Consider the following 15,199-nt stretch of genomic DNA (forward strand, 5'->3'; position numbering starts at 1 on the left):
CATGGCTGACATCACCGAAACCATCCGAACGGAAAAGAGCCGAACCGCCCTGTCGGTGCAGGCGGGTTTCCTGCTTGCGGGACTGCTGTTCCTGCTCTTGGCGCCCTTCTTCTTCTATCCGATCTTCCTGATGAAGCTGCTCTGCTTCGCGCTCTTTGCCTGCGCCTTCAATCTGCTGCTCGGCTATACCGGCCTGCTTTCATTCGGCCATGCCACCTTCTTCGGGGGTGCTGCCTATTTCACCGCCTATACGGTGAAATCATGGGGCCTGCCGCCGGAACTCGGCATCCTCGTCGGTGTGGCGGGCGCGGCCTTTCTCGGGCTGGTCATGGGGTTCTTCGCCATCCGCCGCCAGGGCATTTATTTCGCGATGATCACGCTCGCCTTGTCGCAGATGTTCTTCTTCTTCTGCCTGCAGGCCGAGTTCACCGAGGGCGAGGACGGCATCCAGTCGGTGCCGCGCGGTCATCTCTTCGGTTTCATCGACCTCAACAACTCGACCAACATGTATTATTTCGTGCTTGGTGTTTTCCTCGTCGGCATCCTGATCATCTGGCGATTCATCAACTCGCCCTTCGGCATGATCTTGAGATCGATCCGCGAGAACGAGAATCGCGCCACTTCGCTCGGCTATTCCGTCGCGCGTTACAAGCTCGGGGCCTTCGTGATGTCGGCGGCGCTAGCGGGGTTGGCGGGCGCGGTGAAATCGCTCGTCTTTCAGTTCGCGACCCTGACCGACGTCGCCTGGCAGATGTCGGGCGAGGTGATCCTGATGACGCTGCTCGGCGGCATCGGCACGCTGGTCGGGCCGCTCTTCGGGGCCGGGCTGGTGGTGGCGCTGCAGAATTATCTCGCCACGTCGGAATTTCCGGTGACGATCATCACTGGCGTCGTCTTCATGATCTGCGTGCTGATCTTCCGCCGCGGCATCATCGGCGAATTCTACGCCTCGCGACTGGGGCGCAAGCTAGGCTTCGTCTATCGCCGCTAACGGCGGACCTCATTTTCTGGAAAGACCTTTTCTTTCCGGCAAAGAGGCGAGCGGCGCTGCGGGGAGAGGGAAGCGTTGAGCATCTGGAGTTTCGGGCGGGGAATGGAGCGTTACGACTACATTATCATCGGGGCAGGAAGCGCCGGTTGCGTGCTCGCCAATCGCCTGTCGGCCGACGGCAGGAGCCGCGTGCTGCTGCTCGAAGCCGGCGGCAGCGACAACTACCACTGGATTCATATCCCCGTCGGTTATCTCTATTGCATCAACAATCCGCGCACCGACTGGTGCTTCACCACGGCGCCGGAAGCCGGACTGAACGGCCGGGCGCTGAGTTATCCCCGCGGCAAGGTGCTCGGCGGCTGCTCATCGATCAACGGCATGATCTACATGCGCGGCCAGGCGCGCGACTACGATCTCTGGCGGCAGATGGGCTGCACCGGCTGGGGCTGGGATGACATTCTGCCCTTCTTCCGCAAGTCCGAGGATTTTTATCGCGGCGCCGATGAGATGCACGGGGCGGGTGGCGAATGGCGCATCGAGAAGGCCCGCGTGCGCTGGGCCGTGCTCGATGCCTTCCAGCAGGCGGCCAGGGAAGCCGGCATCCCGGAGACGGAGGATTTCAACCGCGGCAGCAATGAAGGCTCCGGCTATTTCGACGTCAATCAACGCTCCGGCATTCGCTGGAACACGTCAAAGGCCTTTCTGCGCCCGGCAATGCGGCGCTCGAACCTGACCGTCCTTACCAAGGCGCAGGTCCGGCGGCTTCTGGTCGAGGAGGGGGCGGTCTCCGGTGTCGAATTTCAGCACCAGGGCGTGGCGAAACGCGCCTATGCGGCCAAAGAGACTGTCCTTTCGGCCGGTTCGATCGGTTCGCCGCATATTCTGGAGCTATCCGGCATCGGCAGGGGCGAAGTTCTCCGGCGGGCGGGTGTCGATGTTCTCGCCGAGGTGAAGGGGGTCGGCGAGAATCTCCAGGACCATCTGCAACTTCGGCTGGCCTATAAGGTGACGGGCGTCCCGACGCTGAACGAGAAGGCGACGAGGCTGATCGGCAAAGCGGCGATCGGGCTCGAATATCTCGTCCGCCGTTCCGGCCCGATGGCAATGGCGCCGAGCCAGCTCGGCATCTTCACCCGCTCGGGCCCCGATCGCGAAACGCCTGATCTGCAATATCACGTGCAGCCGGTGTCGCTGGAGAAGTTCGGCGATCCGGTCCATCCTTTCCCGGCGATTACGGCGAGCGTCTGCAATCTGAGGCCGGAAAGCCGCGGTTCGGTGCACCTGTCGAGCCCGGATTTCGCCGCCCAGCCGATGATCAGCCCGAAATATCTCTCGACGCAACGCGATCGTGACATAGCTGTCCGTTCAATACGGTTGACGCGCAAGATCGTCGCCCAACCTTCCTTTGCCCGTTTCAAGCCGGAGGAGTTCAAGCCAGGTCCCAGCTATCAGACGGAGGCGGATCTGGAGCGGGCAGCGGGCGATATCGGCACGACGATCTTTCATCCTGTCGGCACCTGCCGCATGGGCGTCGACCGGGACAGCGTCGTCGACCCCCGGCTGAAACTCAGGGCGCTCGGCAAGCTCAGGATCGCCGACGCCTCGGTGATGCCGTCGATCACCTCGGGGAACACCAATTCGCCGACGATCATGATCGCCGAAAAGGCGGCGGCAATGATCCTCGAAGACAACCGGTAGGAGAAGACCATGGCTAGGATCGCATTTATCGGGCTCGGCAATATGGGCGGGCCGATGGCGGCCAATCTCGTCAAGGCAGGTCACGAGGTGCTCGGCTTCGATCTCGCGGCTTCGGTGCTGAAGGCGGCCGAGGCGAGCGGCGTAAAGCCGGCAAGCCATGCCAGCCAGGCGGTCAAGGATGCGGAGATCGTCATATCAATGCTGCCGCAGGGCAAACACGTGCTGACGGCCTGGACCGACATCCTGCAGACGGCGACGCAGGACACGCTTGTCATCGATTGCTCCACAATCGATGTCGAGAGCAGCCGCAAGGCGCATGAGATGGCCAAAGCCGCAGGCTGCCTGTCGCTCGACGCCCCCGTTTCCGGCGGCACCGGCGGGGCGACTGCCGGAACGCTCACCTTCATGGCCGGCGGCTCGGACGAGGCCTTCACCCGGGCGAAACCGATCCTTGAGGCGATGGGAAAGAAGATCGTCCATTGCGGCGAGGCCGGCGCCGGCCAGGCGGCGAAGATCTGCAACAATATGATCCTCGGCATCTCGATGGTCGGCGTCTGCGAGGCCTTCGTGCTGGCTGAGAAACTTGGCCTTTCCCATCAGGCGCTGTTCGACGTCGCCTCGACGTCATCAGGCCAGTGCTGGTCGATCAATACCTATTGCCCGGTGCCTGGGCCGGTGCCCACATCTCCCGCCAACAACGGTTACAAGCCAGGCTTTGCCGCAGCCCTGATGCTGAAGGATCTCAGGCTGTCGCAGGAGGCGGCGCTGGCAAGCGGTGCGTCCACGCCCATGGGTGCGGAAGCGGCCCAGCTTTATGCACTCTTCGAAAAGCAGGGCAATGGCGGAAGGGACTTTTCCGCCATCATCGAGATGTTCCGCGAGAAGGCGTAAGCTCGTTCACTGTCCCGGCGTGCTCCGCCGAGAGAGCAGCCAGATCAGATAGGGCCCGCCGATCAGGGCGGCGAAGAGGCCGACCGGCACCTGATAGGGATAGATGACAACGCGCGACAGCCAGTCCGCCGCCGTCAGCACGCCGGCGCCGAAGATGAGGCTCGCCGCAAGCTGGTGGCTTGGCGTGCGGAAGCCGGCGAGCCGCGCCAGATGCGGCGCAATCAGGCCGGTGAGGCTGAGTGGCCCGACAAGGAACGAGGCGATCGCCGTCATCAGCGCGGCGAGGATGGCGAGCACCAGACGGCTTGCTCCGACGGGAAGGCCGACGGCGCGGCTCAAACCGGCCCCGAGCGGCAGGATCGTCAGCCAGCGGCTGAGGAAGGGTAGCGGCGCAGTCAACAGGACGAGCGAAGTGGCGGCCGTCCAGGCTTCGAAGGCGCCGGCGCGGTTGGTCGAGCCGGAAAGCCAGGTCAGCAGGATGTAGCCGCGCATATCGCCCTGGGCGAGCACCATGGTCACGATCGCCATGGCGAAGGCGCCGATGCCGACGCCGGCCAGCAGCATGCGTTCCGGCGAGAATTGCGCGCGCGCCGAAATGGCGATCATCGCGACGAAGGCTGCCAGTGCGCCGATCGCCATGGCGGCGAGCATGATGGCTGGCGAGGGGAAGCCGAAGAGGAAGAGCGCCACCGTCAGGCCCGCCCCGGCCCCGCCGCTGACGCCGAGAACCTCCGGGCTCGCAATCGGATTGCCCGTGATGCGCTGCATGATGAAGCCTGATGCCGCCAGCATGGCGCCGGCGGCGGCGGCCACGATCGTCCGCGGCAGACGGAAGGGCAGGAGGTCGGCCAGGAGAGTGCCAGTAGCGACGTGCCAGCCGTCATCGGCAGGGCCGAGAGTGAGGACGAGCGCAAAGAGCAGGGAGAGCGCAATCAGGAAAATAGCGAGGGTTTGGAGCGGCCTGGCCAGCCTCCTCAGCGCCGCCGCCGACTGGGCGCCAACGGCTGAAACGGAATGCACGCGCGGCAGCAGGAAGAGCAGCAGCGGGCCGCCGAGCAAAGCGGTCGCCGCTCCCGTCGGCGCGAGATCGGTGAAGCCGGGGCCGAGGATTTGGGTGAGGCAATCGGTCAGGAAGAGAAGCCCGGCGCCCGTCAGCGGTGCTGCCATCATCAGCCTGTCCGAGCCGCGCGCACCGGCAAGCCTTGCGATTGCTGGGGCTGCGAGCCCGAGGAAGCCGATGATGCCAACCTCCGATGTCACCGAGGCTGCGAGCCAGACGGCAAGACCGACGATCGCGAGGCGCGTGGAATGCAGGGCAAGACCGAGGCTTCGGGCGCCGCTGTCATCGAGCGCGAGAATGCGGAGCGGCCGCACCAGCAGCGACGCGGCCATGAAGCCGAGGATAAGCCGGGGGCCGAGCGAGGAGACGCTGTTCCAATCCAGCTGGCTGAGCGAACCGGCGCCCCAGATGTAGATCGACATGGCATATTCGCCGCGCGCAAGAATCAGCGTGACGCTGAGGGCAGAGGCGATGAGGCTGACAATCATGCCTGAAAGCGCCACGGTCACCGGATCGAGCCCGCGCCGCCAGCTCAAAGCCAGAACGACGGCGACTGCCGCGACGCCGCCGGCAAAGGCGGTCATTTCGCGCGACAATCCGATCAGCAGGGGCGAGACGCTCATGGCTGCCGTCATCGCCAGTTCCGCCCCGGAGGCGATGCCGAGCGTGGAAGCATCGGCGATCGGGTTGCGCAGCACACGCTGCAGCAATGCGCCGGAAAGGCCGAGCGCGGCGCCGGCGATCACGGCAAGCATGGCGCGGGGCATGATGCCGTCCCAGAGCAGCACGCTGTTCAGCAGCGTTGCTTCGGCATTGTCGTGGGCTAGCTGCGGGCGCGTCACGACGAGGAGCGCGAAGGCAGCGATGCAAAGCCCGGCCAGTATCAGGCCGGGAGCGGGCAGTCTTCCGCTTCGCGCCGGGCTGGCGCGGCTAACCATTCCATGCATGCTCAAGCCCTTGCGCCAGAAGGTCGGCAAAGCGGCCGGCGGCCGGCAACGCACCATAGGGATTGACGGCGCCGAGCATCAGCACGCGCTTCTCACGTACAGCCGGCAACGCGTTCCAGAAACTGCTGGCGGAAAGTGTGGCGATCGCATCGGCCGGATGCGGCGGGATCATGACGATCCAGGCGTCGGGCATCGATGCCAATGTCTCGATGCCGACCGGAGCAGCGGCCGAGTAGCTGGTCGCACCCTGCCATGCATTGGTAAGGCCGACGCGTTTCAGCACCTCGCCGAACATGCTGTCGGAACCGAAGACGCGGAAATGCCTGGCATCACCGAGATTGATCGGAATGACCGGCCGCCCGTCGCCGGCGGCAAAGACAGCCCTGTAGCGGTCGAGCCTGGCTGCAAGCTCTTCGGTCAGCTCCCGGGCTGCGCGAAGCTGCAGCCGCTCGCCGATCGCAAGCGTGACCTGTTCGGCCAGCGCGAAGGGGCTTTTGCCGGGTTTGTAAATCGCATGGCTTTCCACAGGCGCGATCCGGCGCATGCGCTCGTCCGCCCAGGCATAGAAGTTCGAATTGAAGATCAAATCCGGCCGCGCAAGCCGCAGCACCTCGAAATTCGGCGTGCCGCGCAAGCCGAGATCGGCCACCGTCGCCGGCACTTCAGGCGTTACGGCCGCCTGCCGGAATTGCCGCAGCTCCGTTGCCGCAACGACGTTGGCGCCGACTGCCAGCAGGGTTTCGAGCAGCGCCCAGTCGAGCGCCGCGACGCGTATGCGCTCCGCCGCCCGCATGTACGCTGGGGCGGAGAGCGAGACCGCCGCACCGGCGAGAAACCGTCTGCGGGAGAAGTAAGCCAAAAAAGCCATGACCTACAACAGATAGCTGACCGGCTCGTTTCGAACCGGATGCGGGAAGACGCCCATGCCGACGCCGAAAATCGACCGCAGCTTGTCGGCCTGCATGATCTCGGCGGGCGTGCCCTCGGCAGTGATCCGGCCGCGATTGAGCGCAATGATCGCATCGCAGTAGCGTGCGGCGAGGTTGATGTCGTGCAGCACGATAATGACGGTCAACCCGCGTTCGTGGCTGAGTTCCTGCACCAGCGAAAGAACGCTCGCCTGATGGGCGAGATCGAGCGCCGAGGTCGGCTCGTCGAGCAGGAGGCAACGGGCGTCCTGGGCGAGCATCATGGCGATCCAGGCGCGCTGGCGCTCGCCGCCGGACATTGCGGCGACGAGGCGATCGGCAAAATCTTCGAGCTCGGTGCGGACGATCGCCTCCTCGACCATTCGGCGATCGGTGGCGGTGAAGCGGCCGAGCGTGCCGTGCCAGGGGAAACGGCCGAGGGCAATCAGTTCCCGAACGCTCATGCCGTCGGTCGTCGGGGTGAATTGCGGCATATAGGCGACGTGGCGGGCAAACTCCCGGGCGCCCCAGTCGCTTGCCGGCTTGCCGCCGAAGGTGATGGCGCCGGATTTCGGCGCGATCTGGCGGGCGATGATCTTCAGAAGCGTGCTCTTGCCGGAACCATTCGGGCCAACCAGTCCATAAATTCGGCCGTGCTCGAGTGTCAGGTCGATACCGGACAGGATGGATTTCGGCCCGATGGCATAGTCTATTCCCGAAAGGGCAAGGAAAGGCGAAGTCATAGTCTGCTCCGGGTTCGGCGCTGCAATGGAGGCAGGAGGGCAAGCCCTCCTCTTCCAGCAGGTTCCTGCAAAACTAAACTCTGATTGTCAACTTACCACTTCCTGCTGAGCTTGAAGGTGACGGTGCGGGCATCGCCGTAACCGCAGACGGTCAGGCCGCCGCAGCCCTTGACATATTCCATGTCGAAGAGGTTGGTGACATTGAGCGCGGCGCCCCAGTTTTCCCTGTCGTAGCGGATTGCGGCGTCGAAGAGGGTCGCGGCGGGAACCTTCTCGGTATTCGCCTCATCGGCCCAGGACCAGCCCTGATGGCGCACGCCGGCCCCGAAGCTCATGCCCTCGAAAGCGCCTGTCGTCAGCGTATAGTCCACCCAGAGAGAGGCGGTCACCTTCGGGATCAGATAAGGCGAGTTGCCGACGAGTGCCGGGTTGGCCTCGTTTTCCGTTACTTCCATGTCCGTATAGGCAAGCGAGGCGAGGACCTTCCAGTTCTCGTTGATATTGACCTTGCCTTCGAGTTCGGCGCCGCGCGATACGACCTCGCCGAGCTGGCTCTGGGCGAAGGTGGCCGGATTGGTGACCGTGTTGTTGCGCTTGGTGATGTGGAATACCGACGCGGTCACCGAACCGTCGATGAAGGTGGGCTCATATTTGATGCCGCCTTCGAACTGCTCTCCGTCCTCCGGCTCCAGCGCGCCCGATACACCGGTGCCGATCAGCGGATTGAAGAAAGTCGCGGCGCTGACATAGGGCGTCAGGCCGTTATCGAACTCGTAGGCAAGGCCGATACGGCCGCTGACGGCGCTGTCGTTCGATGTATAGCTCGTGCCGACGATTGCGTCGGCATCGGTGTCGACATAGTCGTATCGGCCGTTGAGCGTCAGCAGCCAGCCGTCACCGAAGTGGATCTGATCCTGCGCATAGATGCCGAGCTGCTTGTGCGTGACGACCTGATCGATGGCGACGTCATTTGTCGGCTGAATGGCGCCGTAAATCGGATCGGTGGCGCTGATCGGCGTCGCCGTTGTCGGCCACGTCGGCCATTTCTGAACATGGTCGAGCCGATAATATTTGTAATCGAGGCCGACCAGCATGTTGTGCGTGGCGCCGCCGAGTTCCGCTTCGCCTTCGAGCCGGTTGTCGATGCCGAAGGAATCGACTGCGGAGCGACCTTCGAAGCCGATGCGCGCCAACTGGTAGTCGGGGCCTGTCGGAGCGCCGCCGGCCCAGCCGTTCAGGTAGGGGCCGATCTCATGCTTGTCGAGGTGGCCGTAGCGCAGGTTCTGCGAGAACTTGATGCCATTGTCGAATTCATGCTCGAACTCGTAGCCGATCATCTTCTGCACATAGCTGCCGTCATCGATGCCGGGCTCGCCATAGAAGGCGTCGCGGTCGATCTTGCCGAAGGGTGCATCCTCGACGGTGCCGACATAGGGGAAAAAGCCGTTGCCGGTATGGACCTGATCGAGGCCGCCGAGATAACCCCAGGCGGTGAAGCTCGTGCTGTCATCCGGCGAAATGGTGAGCTGCGGCATGATGAAGCCGCGGAAGTCCTCGGAAAAGTCCGAATAGTTGTCGCCGCCTGCGACCTTGCCGGTGATGCGATAGCTCATCGTTCCGGTGGAACCGACCTTGTCAGAGACGTCGAAGCCGGTGAAGGCATTGCCGTTGTTGTTGATGCCGATCTCTGTATAGAAGAGCGGCTCATCGAGCGGGCGCTTGCGGACGAGATTGACGATGCCGCCGGGGTTGGCTCCGCCGTAGAGTACGGAGGCCGGACCCTTCAGCACCTCGACGCGCTCCAGCATGAAGGGATCGAGCTGGAAGCCGCCGAAGCCGTAGCTGAAGAGCGTCAGATTGTCGAAGAAGACGCCGGTCTGTGTCGCGTTGAAGCCACGAATGTAGAACCAATCCGTATCGCCGTCGCCGCCATAGGGCTGCGCGGTGACCCCAGGCGTATAAAGCAGCACCTCGTCGATCTTATTAGTGATGCCACGATCGTCCATTTCCTGCGTGCCGATGACGGAGACGGACTGCGGGATTTCGTTGAGCGGCGTGTCGCTCTTCGAGCCGGTGGAGGAGTTCTTGGCGACATAACCTTTGACCGGGCTGGTCGCTGTATCGCTGCCGCCCTGGATGACGATCGGCGCAAGCTCGGTCGACGTCGCATCCTGCGCCGAGGCGGAGCCCGCCATCAGGCCGGCGATCGCCACGCCTGCCAATCGATTTGCCTTGAAAATGGGACCCCTGGTCTGCCCACGCATGTCTTCTATACCCCACTCGCGCCGCGGCACTGACACGCGGCGAAGAACCTTTGAATAAGATGAGTGCTTAACTCAGTTTTAACGGAACGGCTTGTCTCGATCGGGGAAAATTGAACGTTTTTGGGCAATTCTCCGCATTGTAAAGGATTGCTCAGACAGCGTTGCCGTTAGGCAAGTTGAGCCTTCTTCCAGCTCGCCGGCGTGGCGCCAACATGTTTGCGGAAGACGCGGGTGAAATGCGCCTGATCGGCAAAGCCGGTTTCGGCTGCAATCGCGGTCAACGCATATTCGCTCTCGACAAGCAGGCGCTTGGCCTTGTCGAGCCGGGCATTGGTCTGCCATTGATGCGGCGCGATGCCGGTCGAGGCTTTGAACGCATGGCTGAAATGCGATTGCGATAGCCCGGTCAGACCGGCGAGCTCCTCGAGACGGATATTGCGAAGGCAATTTTCCTCAATGAAATCGGTGGCGCGGCGAAGCTGCCAGGAGGCGAGCTTGCTGCGCTTGCGCGGCGTGGCCTTGGAAAGCTTCAGCACGTCGATGATCAATGCCAAGGCCAGGCCGTCGCCATAGAGATCGTGCAGCGGCTCCGGACTGAGGCACTCGGCAGCGACCAGCTGCGCCAGCGCCAGCACCCGCTCATCGGAAAAGAGAAGCTTCGGGCTTTCCAAGCGGCGCGGATCGATGTCTTCCGCAAGCCTGCGGCCAATGGTATCGGCATCGAAATGCAGATCGAGATGGCGGATCGAATGCACGTCGGTCAGATCGGCCCAGACTTCCATACCGGCCGGCACATAGGAGATCGGGCGTTTTTCCGTATCTTGAACGGTGCCTTGCGCCCTCGGTGAGAGCTTGATGCGCGAATTGCCCGCCCCCCGCTTGTCGAGCATGATGAAGAGCCGCGGATCCCGCGAGACATAATAGCCGCCGGCATAAGAGGCGCATTCGACGTCCCAGACGTCGGCGACTATGCCGTTCCACAGGCGGCGATGCACGCCGCCTATGACCGAGAAGCCCTGGATCTTGTTCTGCATCCGCGGTTGAAAAGTCATTTGCATTTCCGCCTCCGGCCATGCGCCGGAAGCAAACCTTCAATTTATAGTCAAGTTTATTACAGTAGACGGAAGCGGATGACAATCATCAATCCGGCGATAAAAAATACTGCCGGATCAGGCTCTCGACACCGAGAAGCTCAGCCTGCTGTCGCCGAGAAGGATGTCGATCTCGCCGGGTTCGTTCAGTTCGATCGCGCCGCTCAACGTGCCCGTGGTGACGAGTGCACCCGCCTTCAGTGATGTTTCGGGCCGAAGCCCGTCATTGGCATAGTCGAGCAGCCAGGTGAGAACGTCACCCTTCGGATGCTGTGCCGGGCCTTCATAGATCGTGCGGCCCGCATGGGTGACCTTGAGAGGCGTGCCGCCGGCAGTGTCGACAACGCTCTTGTCGACCTGCGGGCCGAGCACATAGCCGCTATTGCCGAGCCGGTCGGCGACGAATAGCAGAAAGGAAACGCTGCCACTTTCCCTGATGGCGCTGACCAGCAGTTCGGCGCCGAGATAGGCAGCGGAAATCGCCTCGACCACTTCGGCGCGGCTGTATGGGACGCCTGCGCGGATCGGCAGATCCTTGCCGAGGCGAACGGCGATCTCGGTTTCGAATTTCAGGCCCGAATACCAGGGAATATCAGCGCCCGCGACGGCTTCGACATAAGGATGCAGGGGAGCGGTAACGGCTTGGCCCTGCGGCGGGACCGTCACCTTCCAGGCATTGCTGGAAATTCCGTCAGCAGCGGCGAGGAGATTCTGCGCCGCCATCGCCTGATGCAGGTCGGCAGGCAAAGTAAAGGTGCTCGTTTCCTCCTGCCTGCCGGCTTGCCGCAGGCGGTGAAGCGTGGATGCGAGGCCGCGCGGATCGAATGTCTCTGTCATGATATCTCCTCGAATGATTTCGAGGTGCACAGTAACCGCAAGGCCCGGACGAACAAGACCGATCTTGGAAAGACTCCTATTCCATCGCCGCGTACCAGCGATCGCGATAGGCGGCCAATCCCGGGATGTCGGTCGCCGGAAAATGTCTCTCGGTGCCCGATACAGGGCGGATGCCGGTGAGAAGAGCCGCACCCTGGCTGGTGCCGGTCGAGCCGGGAAGGGCGAGGACTTCGCGACCGGCAAGCGCGGCAAGCAGTTTCAGATAGGTCGCGTTCAGCGCAAAAGGGCCTTCGACGATGACAGGACCCTTGGCGCCGATCAGTCCAAGGCAGGCCTCGGTCATCAGCGCCAGATAGAGGCCGGCGCTGGCATGACGTTCGTCGCGGCTTGCTTCTTCCGCGCCGATCCAACGGCTTGCCTTATCGGGAAAGGGGCCGGAAGCAGAGGCAATGTTCGGCAGCAACATCATGTTTTTTGCAATGACAGGACCGATTGCTGCCTCGGCCGCGTTCTCCTCGACAGGGCCTATTTCGGCCGCGAGGATCTCGTATTCCCGCCCGCCCATGAAGCGGGAGGAGGGAACGGCCCGACCAAAAGCGTCGACGTTGGCGAGCGCATCGCGATTCGGATCGAGATGGTCGAGATCGCCGCCGACGCCGAAACTGATGACCCACGTGCCTGTCGAGACGACGGCGAAGGGGGCGTCCCGATGGACGAGGTGCGGCAGCAGCGAGGCGTTGGAATCGTGGATGCCGCAATAGACGGGCACGGAGATGCCGATCTCATCGGCAATGTAAGGCAGGACAGGGCCGAGCGCATCGAAGGCGGAGCGGATGGGCGCCATCCGATCGCGGATGCCGAGCCTGTCGACGAGCGAGGAATAGCTTGATGTTTTTGGGTTCCAGAGGTCGGTGTGGCAGCCGAGCGAAGTCAGTTCGTTAGCGGCGACGCCGGTCAGCCGCGCCGCCCAATACTGCGCATAGGTGAGGATGGTCGCCACCTCAGCGAAGTCTTCCGGAAAAGCGCTCTTCTGATAATGCAGTTGGGCGCCGACATTGAGGCCCATGGCAAGGCGCGGCGAGAAGGTTTCGTCGAAAGAGGGTCGCAGCGCAGTGTAGGCGTCGCGGATCTCCTGCGGATATTCATGTTCGTAGTCGATCACGGGCATGGCGAGCATCCCGTCCTTGCCGAGGAGCGCGGCGGCGGCGCCATGGGTGGTGATGGAAATGGCGTCGAAGCCGGGTTCCCGCGCCAGGCGTTTCAGTGCATCGAGCGCGAAGGACCAGAGCGCCTCGATATCGTAATGCGGGTAGGGGCCGGTCTTGATCGTGATGTTCGGCCGCTTCAGGACGGCGATCTCGGCGCCTGTCCCGCTATCGAGGACGACGACCTTGGCATTGGTCTTGCCGATGTCCAGGACGGCGATGCGGCGATAGGAGCTGGCGGTCATGGCATATGGAAGACGGTGACGAGGTCGCTGTGGACGGGCGAATTATCCGGATTGGTCGCCATGATATCGGCCATATATGCCCACCATTTCTTCATCACCGGATGATCCGGCAGGCTCGCCATCGTGTGGTCGAGAGGCCGCGTCAGGACGCCGAAAAGCGTATTGGTCTCGCGGTCGAGATGGATCGAATAGTCGCTGGCCCCAGATTGATGGAGGAGATCGACCAGTTCCGGCCAGATCTCGTCGTGCCGCTTTCGATATTCGGCTTCCATGCCGGGATTGAGCTGCATCTTGAAGGCGTGTTTTTCTAAGGTCATCGGGAGCTCATGATCTTGATGCGGCGGGCGATGATCGGAATGGCGATGGTGATGATGAGAAGCAGGCCGATGAAGATCGACATGACGATGCCGGGCACGTTCAACAGCCCGAGGCCGAAGGTGACGAGGCCCATGACGAAGGCGGCGATGACGACGCCGCCGATCCGGCCGGAGCCGCCGAGGATCGAGATGCCGCCGAGCACGACCATGGTCACGACTTCGAGCTCCCATCCCTGAGCGATCGACGGCCGGGTCGAGCCGAGGCGCGAGGTCAGGCAGACGGCGGCGACACCGCTCATGATGCCGGTCAGCAGGAAGAGGATGAATTTGACGCGCTCGACCGGGATGCCGGAGAAGCGGGCAGCGAAGTCGTTATTGCCGATCGCATAGACCTGCCGGCCGAAATTCGTCGCATGCAGCAGGATGGCGAAGAGGATCGCCACGACGATGAAGAGCACGAATTCGAAAGAAAACACCCAGAGCACGTAGCCCTGACCGAAATAGGCGAAATCAGCGGGGTATTTGCCGTAAGCCTGGTCGCCGAGCACGATATAGGAAATGCCGCGGAACAGGCTCATCGTGCCGATCGTGACGACGATCGACGGTAGTTTCAGCACCGAAACCAGCATACCGTTGAAGATGCCGCAGGCAAGGCCGGTACCGATGCCGATCAGCACCAGGCCCGGCGTGCCGATGCCAAGCTGCGCTGCCGCCCCCATCGCCGTCGAGGCGAGCGCGATGATCGCGGCGACCGAGAGGTCGATCTCGCCTGAGATGACGAGCAGCGCCATGGCAAAGGCAATCATCGCCTTTTCGGTGAAGTTGAAGGTGGCGTCCGAGAGGTTCCAGGCGTCGAGGAAATAGGGCGAGGCCAGGGAATTGAAGATGAAGATCAGGACGGCGACACCGAAGAGCAGCACTTCCCAGCTTGCGACGACGCGGCGGAAGGGCGTGCCGAGGCGGTCGGGGATGACGCGCTTTTCGTGCGTGGATACGGTGCTCATGCTGCGGCCTCCGTTCTGATTTCGGCTGCGGCGCGGTCGCGCAGTATGATGCGGCCCCGGTTGCGCTCACGCCTTGCGTTGAAGGCAACGGCGAGAATGATGACGGTTCCGGAGATGGCCATCTGCGTGAAGGGTGAAATGCCGATGACCGGCAGGGCGTTCTTGATGACGCCGAGGAAGAGCGCGCCGAGCACTGTGCCGGCGACCGAGCCGACGCCGCCGGCAATCGAGATGCCGCCGATGACGCAGGCGGCAACGCTGTCGAGCTCGAAGCCGTTGGCGATATCGACATAGGCGACGGCATAACGTGACACCCAGAGATAGCTTGCAAGGCCGGCGAGCGCGCCGGAGAGCACGAAAGCGAGGAATTTCGTCCGGCCGGTATCGATGCCGGCATAGACGGCAGCGGTCGGATTGCCGCCGGTCGCATAAGCCGAGCGGCCGAACTGGCTGTAGCGCAGCAGCATGTACATCAGCGCGACGATGATGATCGCGACCCAGCTCAGCACCGGCAGGCCGAGGATCGGCGTGCGGGGGACGGCGAGGAAGGTCGGCGTCATCTGGTGCGCGTTCACCCAGGCTCCGCCGGAGAGCACGAAGGCCATGCCGCGATAGATGGTGAGCGTGCCGAGGGTGACGACGATCGGCGGGATTTCGAGGCGCCAGACGAGGAAGCCGTTGATCGAGCCGAGGGCTGCGCCGATCACGACCGCGGCAAGGATCAGCACGATCAGCGGCAGGCCGGGAAAGGCGGCATTCATCATCGCGATGGCCATGCCGGTAAAGGCAAGGTTGGCGGCAACCGAGAGATCGATCGATTTTGTCAGGATGACCGTCATCTGGGCAAGCGCCAGGATGATGAGGATCGCGGTGTCGTTGAAGATGCCGGCGAGATTGTCCGGCGTGGCGAAATCGGCAGCCCGCGTCGAGAAGACGACGATCATCACCACGATGATGGCGAAGAGCAGCGTTTCGCGTTTTCTGATCAGTCTCATCAT

At 62.9% G+C, this 15,199-nt stretch carries 13 protein-coding genes; 3 read left to right on the plus strand and 10 right to left on the minus strand.

Annotated elements, in window-relative coordinates; translation table 11 throughout:
- Position 1 precedes the first annotated feature (1 nt).
- The 3 genes from GA0061105_RS15460 (at position 2) to mmsB (ending at position 3,580) form a co-directional block, all read left to right on the plus strand.
- Positions 2 to 991, plus strand: coding sequence for a branched-chain amino acid ABC transporter permease (locus GA0061105_RS15460; RefSeq protein ID WP_092751260.1), 990 nt, complete (start codon positions 2 to 4; stop codon positions 989 to 991).
- A 102-nt stretch (positions 992 to 1,093) separates the two neighbouring features.
- Positions 1,094 to 2,689 carry a GMC family oxidoreductase gene (locus GA0061105_RS15465; RefSeq protein ID WP_064697288.1) on the plus strand — a complete coding sequence of 532 codons (1,596 nt, stop codon included), beginning with the start codon at positions 1,094 to 1,096 and terminating at the stop codon, positions 2,687 to 2,689.
- A 9-nt stretch (positions 2,690 to 2,698) separates the two neighbouring features.
- The gene (mmsB, locus tag GA0061105_RS15470; RefSeq protein ID WP_092751262.1) at positions 2,699 to 3,580 is read left to right on the plus strand and encodes a 3-hydroxyisobutyrate dehydrogenase; all 882 of its coding nucleotides are present in this window, start codon (positions 2,699 to 2,701) and stop codon (positions 3,578 to 3,580) included.
- Between the two features lie 6 nt (positions 3,581 to 3,586).
- On the opposite strand, the gene fhuB is transcribed toward mmsB, so the two are convergent.
- The 10 genes from fhuB to GA0061105_RS15520 all read right to left on the minus strand — a co-directional run bounded on the left by fhuB (position 3,587) and on the right by GA0061105_RS15520 (position 15,199).
- Positions 3,587 to 5,578, minus strand: coding sequence for a Fe(3+)-hydroxamate ABC transporter permease FhuB (fhuB, locus tag GA0061105_RS15475; protein WP_064697286.1), 1,992 nt, complete (start codon positions 5,576 to 5,578; stop codon positions 3,587 to 3,589).
- Positions 5,571 to 6,455: an ABC transporter substrate-binding protein gene (locus tag GA0061105_RS15480; RefSeq protein ID WP_092751264.1), complete on the minus strand. Its 885-nt coding sequence runs from the start codon at positions 6,453 to 6,455 to the stop codon at positions 5,571 to 5,573. Before GA0061105_RS15480 ends, fhuB begins: the two co-directional genes overlap by 8 nt.
- Positions 6,456 to 6,458: 3 nt before the next feature.
- Positions 6,459 to 7,238 (minus strand): ABC transporter ATP-binding protein, encoded by a 780-nt coding sequence (locus tag GA0061105_RS15485; protein ID WP_092751265.1) that lies wholly within the window; start codon positions 7,236 to 7,238, stop codon positions 6,459 to 6,461.
- Between the two features lie 92 nt (positions 7,239 to 7,330).
- Positions 7,331 to 9,502 carry a TonB-dependent siderophore receptor gene (locus tag GA0061105_RS15490; RefSeq protein WP_092751267.1) on the minus strand — a complete coding sequence of 724 codons (2,172 nt, stop codon included), beginning with the start codon at positions 9,500 to 9,502 and terminating at the stop codon, positions 7,331 to 7,333.
- Between the two features lie 167 nt (positions 9,503 to 9,669).
- Entirely contained in the window at positions 9,670 to 10,554 is an 885-nt protein-coding gene (locus GA0061105_RS15495; RefSeq protein WP_092751269.1) for a helix-turn-helix domain-containing protein, read from the minus strand.
- A gap of 117 nt (positions 10,555 to 10,671) precedes the next feature.
- Complete coding sequence (locus tag GA0061105_RS15500) at positions 10,672 to 11,430, minus strand: fumarylacetoacetate hydrolase family protein (protein ID WP_092751270.1); 759 nt, start codon at positions 11,428 to 11,430, stop codon at positions 10,672 to 10,674.
- A gap of 76 nt (positions 11,431 to 11,506) precedes the next feature.
- Complete coding sequence (locus tag GA0061105_RS15505; RefSeq protein WP_092751272.1) at positions 11,507 to 12,880, minus strand: FGGY-family carbohydrate kinase; 1,374 nt, start codon at positions 12,878 to 12,880, stop codon at positions 11,507 to 11,509.
- The gene (rhaM, locus tag GA0061105_RS15510; protein ID WP_064697280.1) at positions 12,877 to 13,197 is read right to left on the minus strand and encodes an L-rhamnose mutarotase; all 321 of its coding nucleotides are present in this window, start codon (positions 13,195 to 13,197) and stop codon (positions 12,877 to 12,879) included. The genes GA0061105_RS15505 and rhaM overlap by 4 nt, the downstream gene beginning before the upstream one ends.
- The gene (locus tag GA0061105_RS15515; RefSeq protein WP_092751274.1) at positions 13,194 to 14,201 is read right to left on the minus strand and encodes an ABC transporter permease; all 1,008 of its coding nucleotides are present in this window, start codon (positions 14,199 to 14,201) and stop codon (positions 13,194 to 13,196) included. The genes rhaM and GA0061105_RS15515 overlap by 4 nt, the downstream gene beginning before the upstream one ends.
- On the minus strand, positions 14,198 to 15,199 hold the full coding sequence (locus GA0061105_RS15520; RefSeq protein WP_092751448.1) for an ABC transporter permease: 1,002 nt from the start codon (positions 15,197 to 15,199) through the stop codon (positions 14,198 to 14,200). The genes GA0061105_RS15515 and GA0061105_RS15520 overlap by 4 nt, the downstream gene beginning before the upstream one ends.

It is taken from the genome of Rhizobium aethiopicum (assembly GCF_900094625.1).
Classification (GTDB): Bacteria; Pseudomonadota; Alphaproteobacteria; order Rhizobiales; family Rhizobiaceae; genus Rhizobium; species Rhizobium aethiopicum.

Excerpts from the sequence above, each read along its gene's own strand:
- GA0061105_RS15460 (WP_092751260.1), top strand. The coding sequence starts at position 2 with ATGGCTGACATCACCGAAACCATCCGAACGGAAAAGAGCCGAACCGCC.
- GA0061105_RS15465 (WP_064697288.1), top strand. The coding sequence starts at position 1,094 with ATGGAGCGTTACGACTACATTATCATCGGGGCAGGAAGCGCCGGTTGC.
- mmsB (WP_092751262.1), top strand. The coding sequence starts at position 2,699 with ATGGCTAGGATCGCATTTATCGGGCTCGGCAATATGGGCGGGCCGATG.
- fhuB (WP_064697286.1), bottom strand. The coding sequence starts at position 5,578 with ATGGTTAGCCGCGCCAGCCCGGCGCGAAGCGGAAGACTGCCCGCTCCC.
- GA0061105_RS15480 (WP_092751264.1), bottom strand. The coding sequence starts at position 6,455 with ATGGCTTTTTTGGCTTACTTCTCCCGCAGACGGTTTCTCGCCGGTGCG.
- GA0061105_RS15485 (WP_092751265.1), bottom strand. The coding sequence starts at position 7,238 with ATGACTTCGCCTTTCCTTGCCCTTTCGGGAATAGACTATGCCATCGGG.
- GA0061105_RS15490 (WP_092751267.1), bottom strand. The coding sequence starts at position 9,502 with ATGCGTGGGCAGACCAGGGGTCCCATTTTCAAGGCAAATCGATTGGCA.
- GA0061105_RS15495 (WP_092751269.1), bottom strand. The coding sequence starts at position 10,554 with ATGACTTTTCAACCGCGGATGCAGAACAAGATCCAGGGCTTCTCGGTC.
- GA0061105_RS15500 (WP_092751270.1), bottom strand. The coding sequence starts at position 11,430 with ATGACAGAGACATTCGATCCGCGCGGCCTCGCATCCACGCTTCACCGC.
- GA0061105_RS15505 (WP_092751272.1), bottom strand. The coding sequence starts at position 12,880 with ATGACCGCCAGCTCCTATCGCCGCATCGCCGTCCTGGACATCGGCAAG.
- rhaM (WP_064697280.1), bottom strand. The coding sequence starts at position 13,197 with ATGACCTTAGAAAAACACGCCTTCAAGATGCAGCTCAATCCCGGCATG.
- GA0061105_RS15515 (WP_092751274.1), bottom strand. The coding sequence starts at position 14,201 with ATGAGCACCGTATCCACGCACGAAAAGCGCGTCATCCCCGACCGCCTC.
- GA0061105_RS15520 (WP_092751448.1), bottom strand. The coding sequence starts at position 15,199 with ATGATGAGACTGATCAGAAAACGCGAAACGCTGCTCTTCGCCATCATC.